Genomic DNA, 9,572 nt, shown 5'->3' on the forward strand with positions numbered 1-9,572 from the left:
CTGCCCTTTAAACTTCCAGTTCTATTTAGTCTATGAATAATAAATAGTTTTATTGTCTACCTTCTATTCTATCAAAATTCAGGAATAGTTTGTCTTTCATTTCAAAAAAATTCTATTTCCAATTATTTTGGTTATCCACATACAAAAAGTGAGAAACCATTAAGCCGTTTCTCACTGAATTTATTTTATTAGCATTGTTGTCTATGGATGATTTCCGCTCGCGATGCACGACTCCGCAGGGCGGGCGGTACAGGAAAAGGTAAAAAAGTGAATCAATAAGAATAGCAGACTATGAATTATTTTTTCTTAGGAATACGGATCGTAAACTGGTAGTATTCTTCATGCTCTTCTTCCTCGGAGTCCAGGTTGATTCCGCTGTCTGAAACCATGGACAGGGACTGGCGGATGGTATTAACCGCAATTCTCATATCTTTGCTGAAAGCCTTCCGTTTCGGCTTCGGTTTCTCATTACCCTCAGAGAGAATTTTATCCACTCTGTCTTCTGTTTGTTTCACATTAAAGTTCTTCTCTATTATCTCCTGAAGCAGGGTTACTTGTTTTTCTGCCTTCTTCAATGGTATGAGTGCTCTTGCATGTCTTTCCGTAATCTGCTTGGAAAGAATCGCTTCCTGCACTTCTTCAGGAAGTTTTAACAGCCTCAACTTGTTGGCAACCGTTGATTGTCCTTTACCAAGCCGCTGTGCCAGCGCTTCTTGGGTAAGATTATGAAGTTCAAGCAGCTTGCCGTAAGCAATGGCCTCTTCAATCGGTGACAGTTCTTCTCTTTGCAGGTTCTCTATTAATGCAACAGAAGCAGTTTCTGTATCTGTCATATTCTTTATAATGGCAGGTACGGTTTCCCATCCAAGCAATGAAACAGCCCGGAATCGACGCTCGCCTGCAATGATTTCATACTGGTTCTCTCCGCTTTCACGCAGGACGATCGGCTGTATGATCCCATGAGTATGAATTGTTCTAGATAGTTCTTCAATCTTCTCTTCGTTAAAGATCGTTCTTGGCTGGAAACGGTTTGGGACAATTTGAGAAACAGGGATATTCTTTACTTCATCTCTGTCGTTTGTATCTGTGATAACTGATTCTACTTCTTGATCATTCCCTTGATCATTTTCCTGATCAATCTCTTGATCTTTTTCTCCCAAGCCAAAAAAACGAGAGAAAGGATGCTTCATCTTCCTACACCACCTTTAAGGAACTCCCTTATTTACTATTCTCTATCATATGACAAGTTCCTGCAATTACTTTGACATTTAAATACATTATTAATCGACAGTATTTTCATCAAGCTGCTTAGTTAATCCCTTGTTCCTGACATGGAAATCAACAGGCAGCAACAAAAAGATGAATAGATCTTTTCTTTTTGCGTGCCATTATCGTTTATCATTCAAAGTAATTTACAGGAACCAGTTACTAAATATAGATTCTAGGTTGTTACTCTAATGGAAGCTTGTTCGGTGTTCCCGGTTTTCTTGGGTATTTCTTAGGTGTCGGCTTCTCTTTTTGAATAACAATGATGTTTCTTTCACTTTCTTCAATCGGAAGCTGAAAGGAATGAACTTCTTCCAATTCTCCCCCTAGTGTTGTGATGGCTTTCTTTGCTATGTTCATTTCATCTGTAGCACTTGCTGCTTTCATGGCGACGAAGGTTCCATTTTTCTTCACTAATGGAAGACATAATTCGCTTAAAACAGACATCCTGGCTACGGCTCTTGCAGTAACAAGATCATATTGCTCCCGATGTTCCGGTTTGCGGGCAAATGTCTCGGCACGGTCATGATAAAAGTGAGTGCCTTCGAGACCAAGCTTTTCTGATAAATGATTTAAGAATGTAATACGTTTATTTAATGAATCGACTATGCTGATATCAATCTGCGGAAAGCAGATCTTCAAAGGGATACTCGGGAAGCCAGCGCCTGCACCGACATCACACACACGCATATTACGGTTGAAATCCAGATAAAAGGCTGCTGTGATCGAATCATAAAAATGCTTCAGGTATACTTCTTCTTTATCTGTGATGGCTGTCAAATTCATTTTATTGTTCCATTCGACAAGGATTTCATAATATTCTTCGAACTGGGACAGCTGCTTTGTAGTCAGATGGATGCCTTTTGCGCTTAGCATCTCAGTAAACTGGGTACTATTCATTGGTTCAATCCTTCCATAGTGCTCTTTTGAAAAGGTTGTTGAATTTCCATGTCATTATGCAAGTCTCTGCGGCACGGTCGGTATTATAGCGGCTGTTCAGATCCGTACAGACTGTACCGTTGCTCTGGGATAATAGCAGCAGGCCGATTGGATTTATCTCAAGGCGAGGGATCGAATCTTCTAGTTGCCTGCCGCTTGATGCGGGTTACGTTCCTTTGGAATGTAACCTTGATCTCACCTGTTCCGCTGTTTCCGCAACAAGCTCGCATATCTTTTCACGCCAAACAATCTGCTTAGACTGTTTTACACAAAATCATTTTCTTTGAAAATGATCGCTTGAAGCTGCTTAACCAAACGAACATTATTTTTATCTTACTTACTCAGCAGATACCTTCGCGATTTTACCTTGTTCAATATAAACAAGCAAAATGGAAACGTCGGCTGGATTCACTCCCGATATCCTTGAAGCTTGGGCTAATGATAGCGGACGAACTTCTTTCAGTTTTTGCCTTGCTTCGGAAGCTAGGCCGTTAATGGCATCATAGTCGATTAAATCAGGAATCTTCTTGTTTTCCATCTTTTTCATTTTGTCGACCTGCTGAAGGGACTTCTCAATATAGCCTTCATACTTAATTTGAATTTCCACTTGCTCTTCAATATCTTCTGTAAGCGGCTCTTCTCTTGGTGCTAATAATTTGATGTGTCCGTAATTCATTTCCGGACGGCGGAGAAGCTCGGAAGCAAGAATGCCGTCTTTCAATTCGCTTCCGCCTGCATCTTTAATCACATTTTGTGTTTCTTCGTTTGGCTTCAGCCTTATGGATTGCAGACGTTCTTTTTCTTCTTCAATCGATGCTTTTTTCATCAAAAAGCGCTCATAACGTTCATCTGATATCAACCCGATGTCGTGGCCGATGTCCGTCAGGCGAAGGTCAGCATTATCATGGCGGAGCAGAAGGCGGTATTCAGCACGGGAAGTCAGGAGACGGTAAGGTTCATTGGTTCCCTTGGTCACCAGATCATCAATCAGGACTCCGATATAAGCATCAGAGCGGTCTAAGATTACTTCATCTTTATCCAAAGCTCTGCAGGCAGCATTGATCCCCGCCATCAACCCTTGTCCTGCAGCTTCTTCATAACCCGATGTACCGTTGATTTGTCCGGCAGTATAAAGGTTTTTGATTTTCTTTGTTTCTAATGTTGGCCATAACTGTGTCGGTACGATCGAATCATACTCGATGGCATATCCGGCCCTCATCAATTGAGCTTTTTCCAAGCCTGGGATTGTGGCAAGGATTTTCATCTGAACGTCTTCTGGAAGACTTGTCGATAATCCCTGCACATACACTTCCTGCGTGTTTTTTCCTTCCGGTTCAAGGAAAATCTGGTGCCTTGGTTTATCATGAAAGCGCACCACTTTATCTTCAATAGATGGACAATAACGCGGGCCGGTACCTTTGATCATTCCTGAGTACATAGGCGAACGGCTTAAATTATCATCGATCAATTGATGAGTTTCCGCATTGGTATACGTCAGCCAGCAAGGCAGCTGATCAGTGATGTATTTTGTCGTTTCATAGCTGAACGCACGTGGAACTTCATCTCCAGGCTGAATTTCCGTTTTGGAATAATCAATGGTTTTACTGTTGACTCTCGGGGGTGTTCCCGTTTTAAACCGAACCATATCGAAGCCAATTTCCTGCAAATGTTCCGACAGCTTGATGGAAGGCTGCTGGTTATTAGGCCCGCTGGAGTATTTTAAATCTCCAAGAATGATTTCGCCGCGAAGGAATGTTCCTGTCGTGATGACGACTGTTTTGGCATGGTAGGCCGCCCCTGTTTGGGTAACGACCCCTTTGCAATCGCCATCTTCAATAATGAGGCTGTCTACCATTCCTTGCATAAGAGTCATATTTGTTTCGTTCTCGATTGTCTTTTTCATTTCGTGCTGATAGGCAAATTTATCTGCCTGCGCTCTTAATGCCCGTACAGCAGGGCCTTTCCCAGTATTCAGCATACGCATCTGGATATGGGTCTTATCGATATTTTTGCCCATCTCACCGCCAAGTGCATCAATCTCCCTGACAACGATTCCTTTTGCCGGTCCGCCGACTGACGGATTACACGGCATGAATGCGACCATATCCAGGTTAATGGTTACCATCAGGGTTTTTGCACCCATTCTGGCAGCTGCCAATCCCGCTTCCACACCTGCATGGCCAGCGCCGATAACGATGACATCAAATTGTCCTGCTTCATATTGCATCGTTTTCGTTTCCTCCTTAATAGTGATGATTCTTATCGTTAAAATGTTTTGTAAATGAACCGTTATTTTCCTAAACAGAATTGAGAGAAAAGCTGGTCAATTAAGCTCTCATGGACACTTTCCCCAATAATTTCCCCCAGAAGTTCCCACGTCCGGGTCAAATCAATTTGGGCAATATCGATCGGGGTTCCCATCTCTACTCCATTAATGGCTTCATCAATGGACGAATGTGCCTGATTCAATAAGGCAATATGGCGGCTGTTTGATACGTATGTCATGTCACCCGCTTCAATTGATCCAGCGAAGAATAATGAAGAAATCGCTTCTTCCAGTTCATCAATCCCCTGTTCCTCCAATAAGGACGTTGTCACAATGGCGTGCTCTGTGGCCAATTCTTTCACTCTATCCATATCAATTTTCCGGGGAAGGTCAGTTTTGTTGATAATGACTATGACATCCATGCCTTCTACCGCTTTAAACAGCTGTTCATCTTCATGAGTGAATTCATCTGAGTAATTGAGGACAAGCAAGATTAAATCAGCTTCCTTCAATACTTGCCTCGATCTTTCCACACCGATTCTTTCAACTATATCTTCAGTTTCTCTTATACCGGCTGTATCAACAAGGCGGAGCGGTACGCCGCGGACATTCACATACTCTTCAATGACATCGCGGGTGGTTCCGGGAATATCGGTCACTATGGCCTTGTTTTCATGGACAAGGCTGTTTAACAACGACGATTTTCCGACATTCGGCCTTCCAATGATGACTGTAGAAAGACCTTCTCTTAAAATCTTTCCCTGCTCAGAGGTACGCAGAAGCTTTTCAATCTCTTCACGTACGTATTTCGATTTTTCCAGCAGTACATCATGTGTCATCTCTTCGACATCATCATATTCAGGATAGTCAATATTCACTTCCACATGAGCGAGGGTTTCAAGGATTTCCTGGCGCAGCTTGCGGATCAGCTTGGATAAACGACCTTCCATCTGGTTTAGCGCGACATTCATCGCCCGGTCTGTTTTCGCTCTGATGAGATCCATGACCGCTTCAGCTTGGGACAAATCGACCCTTCCATTAAGGAAAGCCCTTTTTGTGAATTCACCTGGCTCTGCTAAACGTGCTCCATTTTTGAGAACTAACTGCAGGACTTTATTGACAGAGACCAAACCGCCGTGGCAGTTGATCTCAATGATATCTTCCCTTGTAAAGGTTTTCGGGCCTTTCATGACAGACATCATGACTTCCTCCACGACTGCACCTGTTTTAGGGTCGATGATATTACCATAATTGATGGTATGGGAGGCAAAATCATGAACTGAATGACCCTTGATCCCTTTAAATACTTTGTCGGCGATATCGAAAGCGTCGTCTCCACTCAACCGGACGATGGCAATCGCTCCTTCGCCCATTGGAGTAGAAATGGCTGCTATTGTATCAAATTCCATCTCTCTCACCTCTTTTCCTGACGGTTTTATCTTTCCGAACACAACAAATGATCCGGTACAGCTTTTTTAATAAGATAGCCATTCCGGTAAAGAAATATCTATAGAAACAACGGAGTGTATTTAATAGGCGTACTATCCTCTAAATGATTAGAATATCATAATCCCTGTCGATGCAAAAGGTTGGTTCCTCAATTATCCACAAAGACATTTTGCTCATTCTCTCATTTTAACTTATCCACATGTGAATAACAATAAAGCGAATCTTCTTATACCGCTATTCTTTTTTCAAAAGCCCTTTTCATCTGAAGTACTCTGAAAGAAAGGAGCTGTTCTCTCTGTTTAGAGACAGAGTAGCCAGGGGAAAGATTCAGCTCTTTGGGTTTTTCTGAAAGCAGGAATCTATAGAAAAAAAGCCTTTATAAATGGAATCAAAGCAGATAATGTGCGAAACAATGCAAAGAATCTGGTTTTTTAAGCTTACTATTAGGTTCTCAAATCAGGATTCCAATCAACGAAAGGTAAGCAAGCCTGTAATTGTGATCTTAATAAGATCACCTTTTCAGTGATTTATCTTTCGTACCCACTCCCCAGACTTTTTTAGTTTCTTAACAATAAAAAATCCAGGCCGGATACTCAGCCTGGATTCTTTTTCTATTATCTTTTCGGAGCAATGACGATATATCGATTAGGTTCTTTGCCTTCCGAAAAGGTTTCGACTTTTCTTGATCTGACCAAAGCAGAATGGATCACTTTCCGTTCATACGACGGCATCGGTTCCAACGAAACTTTCCGATTGGTCCTGACCGCTTTCTCTGCAAGTCTATCAGCTAAGTTTGAAAGAGTCTGTTTACGTCTTTCACGGTAATTTTCGGCATCTAAAACGACTGTTAAAAATTGCTCAGAATAGCGGTTTGCTACAAGACCCGCCAAATGCTGCAGGGAGTTTAACGTTTGCCCCCTTTTTCCAATCAGCAAGGCAATCTTTTCACCTGAAAGCTCGAACTCAGCATTTCGGCCATCCACTTTTACTTCGATCTCAATATCTATTCCCATCATCTTACTGACAGAGATCAAATATTCTTTTACTTCATCAAATGGATTGATGATCTTCTTGACAAGAACTGTTGCAGGACGGGATCCAAAAAGGCCGAATAGACCTTTTTTCCCTTCATCCTGGACTTTAATCTCTGCTTCTTCTCTTGTGATGTTTAATTGAGCTAACGCGGATTCCACTGCTTCTTCGACCGATGGACCAGTAGCAGTTACTTCTCTCACTTTTTGTTTCCTCCATTTTTAGCAAGTTCCCTTTGTTCTTTTATATCAGGACCTTTAATGAAGTAAGTTTGAGCAATCATGAACAGGTTACCGACTACCCAGTACAATGAAAGGGCTGCCGGGAAGTTGATTGCAAAAATGACGATCATGACTGGCATGATGTAAAGCATCATCGCCATTTGCGGATTTTGATTGGCTGTTCCGGCCATCATGATTTTTTGCTGGATAAATGTAGTAGCACCTGCGATTAAAGGCAGCAAATACAATGGATCCGGCTGGCCAAGGTCAAACCAAAGGAAAGTATGATTCTTGATTTCTTGTGTCCGGCTGATGGCATGATAGAAACCGATGAGAATCGGCATCTGGACAATTAATGGAAAACATCCAGCCAACGGATTGACACCATGGGTCTGGAACAGTGCCATCGTTTCCTGTTGTAATTTCTGTTGTGTCTGTGCATCTTTTGAGCTGTATTTTTCACGCAGATTTTTCATTTCTGGCTGAAGTGCCTGCATTGCTTTGGAATTTTTCGTCTGCTTGATCATCAAAGGCAGGATCGCCAAACGGATAATCAATGTAACAAGAATAATTCCCAATCCATAATTTCCACCAAAAAATTCCGATACCTTTGTGATTAATAACGATAAAGGATAGACAATGTACTCATTCCAGAAACCTGTGCTATCTGCTGTAATCGGTTGGTTGTATTGCGTACACCCTGACAGGAATGCTACAAGCCCGATCAAGACCAGCACGGCTAATAATCTTTTTTTCACCCTCTGTTTCCTCCTGTATATCTGTTTTGGTTGGACAACCTGGCTTGTCCCTTAACTATTCCGATTATCTGATTTTCAATTACCGGAAACGGAAAACTCAGAGACATTGTAACATCTTTTACAGTTTCTATGCTGTAGAAACTTGTCTAAGTTCTTACGATTTTCCTATCTCTTTTTGTCATTCGATGGTTGCTGACTGACTTTTAACACCTTGCTTTTCTTCAATACATGGATCAAGCTTTTTTTCACTTCATGAAAATCCATATCGGCCGCCGGTTTCCTGGCGATAATGACGTAATCAAAATTGTTTTTCACTTCGTCTTTCAACTCCAGAAAAACCTGTCTGATATATCTTTTGATTTGATTACGGACGACAGCGTTTCCAATTTTCTTGCTGACAGAAAGACCGATCCGGAAAGACATCTGGTCTTCTTTTTGTAGTCTGTATACGACAAACTGCCTGTTGGCAATGGATGTCCCTTTTTTGAATACCTCTTGGAACTCAGCATTCTTTTTAACTCGTTGTTCTTTTCGCATTTACCCACCTGCTATTTCTAAAAGTAAATCTATTACCTGTTTTCTCTATTGTAGATGATTTTATACTGCGTTTGGCGAAACACCAGAAGCGAATTGCAGCTGCTGGTCCCTTCACCGTTACTTTGGCAATTTTCCCTACAATAATTGAAAAAAGACCACTGATAAATTCAGTGGCCTAGGCAGATAATACTTTTCTTCCTTTTTGACGACGGCGAGCTAGAACCTTACGGCCGTTTTTTGAGCTCATACGTGCACGGAAACCGTGGTTTTTGCTTCTTTTACGAGAATTTGGTTGAAACGTTCTTTTCATATATGACACCTCCCTAAAGGAATGGATAAAAATTATAGGTTTAAGACAGTCTTTTCAATTATAAGGAGAGGATCTTTAAATGTCAATACCACCTCTTTTTTAAATTGGCAAGAAAGATATCTTGAAATTATCATTGCTGAATTCCACCCCAAAGCCACGACTCCACAGGGCGTATACCATTTGAATTTTTCAAGAAGTAAAGCATGGGTAACTTTAAACATTAAATTACCAGCTTTTCTTTCTTCCTTTAGTAAAACATCACTTTAACTCGCACAAAATTTTTGGCAGCTGGCTAAAGATTTCCTCGACCAGATCTTCAACAAAAACATTCTTTCTTAAAATTGTACATTTCTATAGAAAAATCCTGTTCCACACCCCTTGTGGATATTTTTCGACATGAAAATAAACTATCCACAACACATATTGACACCTTTTTAACATATAAATAGCCTGTGGAAAAGTTTTTTCAACAAGAAAAGGGTATTGTGGATAAACTTTAAAAGTCATTGCAACTGCAAGGATATTCTGATATGATTATTGTGTTTTCACTCTGAATCACTATTGTTGGTAAAATGCGTTATCCACAATTGGTGGATAACTTGTGGATAGTTTATACAGAGCCTTTGTAAAAGGTTGTCCACAAAAGGTGGATATTGTCGAATAACCGTTTTTCTTCCTTATTATATATTTTTCCACATTCATAGTTTTGTATTTTTATGAATAACAACGTGTTACTAGAGAGTCAGCTTGTACAATTGTTGTACATACTCTTTGAGGAAAAGGAGGGGACCAGT

General features: G+C 41.0%; 8 protein-coding genes. All 8 read right to left on the reverse strand.

Translation table 11 applies throughout. From position 1 onward, the window contains the following. Positions 1-296 precede the first annotated feature (296 nt). Entirely contained in the window at positions 297-1,190 is an 894-nt protein-coding gene (gene noc / locus AC4E8A_RS23185; protein WP_490196177.1) for a nucleoid occlusion protein, read from the reverse strand. 259 nt (positions 1,191-1,449) lie between these two features. Then, positions 1,450-2,166: a 16S rRNA (guanine(527)-N(7))-methyltransferase RsmG gene (gene rsmG / locus AC4E8A_RS23190; protein WP_490196179.1), complete on the reverse strand. Its 717-nt coding sequence runs from the start codon at positions 2,164-2,166 to the stop codon at positions 1,450-1,452. Between the two features lie 376 nt (positions 2,167-2,542). After that, positions 2,543-4,432: a tRNA uridine-5-carboxymethylaminomethyl(34) synthesis enzyme MnmG gene (gene mnmG, locus AC4E8A_RS23195; protein ID WP_490196180.1), complete on the reverse strand. Its 1,890-nt coding sequence runs from the start codon at positions 4,430-4,432 to the stop codon at positions 2,543-2,545. Positions 4,433-4,494: 62 nt separating this feature from the next. Then, positions 4,495-5,880 (reverse strand): tRNA uridine-5-carboxymethylaminomethyl(34) synthesis GTPase MnmE, encoded by a 1,386-nt coding sequence (mnmE, locus tag AC4E8A_RS23200; protein ID WP_490196182.1) that lies wholly within the window; start codon positions 5,878-5,880, stop codon positions 4,495-4,497. 654 nt (positions 5,881-6,534) lie between these two features. Beyond that, complete coding sequence (gene jag, locus AC4E8A_RS23205) at positions 6,535-7,155, reverse strand: RNA-binding cell elongation regulator Jag/EloR (protein WP_490196183.1); 621 nt, start codon at positions 7,153-7,155, stop codon at positions 6,535-6,537. Beyond that, on the reverse strand, positions 7,152-7,931 hold the full coding sequence (gene spoIIIJ, locus AC4E8A_RS23210; RefSeq protein WP_490196184.1) for a YidC family membrane integrase SpoIIIJ: 780 nt from the start codon (positions 7,929-7,931) through the stop codon (positions 7,152-7,154). Before spoIIIJ ends, jag begins: the two co-directional genes overlap by 4 nt. Positions 7,932-8,096: 165 nt before the next feature. Next, a complete protein-coding gene (rnpA, locus tag AC4E8A_RS23215; RefSeq protein WP_490196186.1) occupies positions 8,097-8,468 on the reverse strand; it encodes a ribonuclease P protein component in 372 nt (123 codons plus the stop codon). Between the two features lie 175 nt (positions 8,469-8,643). After that, complete coding sequence (gene rpmH, locus AC4E8A_RS23220) at positions 8,644-8,778, reverse strand: 50S ribosomal protein L34 (RefSeq protein ID WP_006837292.1); 135 nt, start codon at positions 8,776-8,778, stop codon at positions 8,644-8,646. Positions 8,779-9,572: the final 794 nt, after the last annotated feature.

It is taken from the genome of Bacillus sp. SRL337 (genome assembly GCF_984799155.1).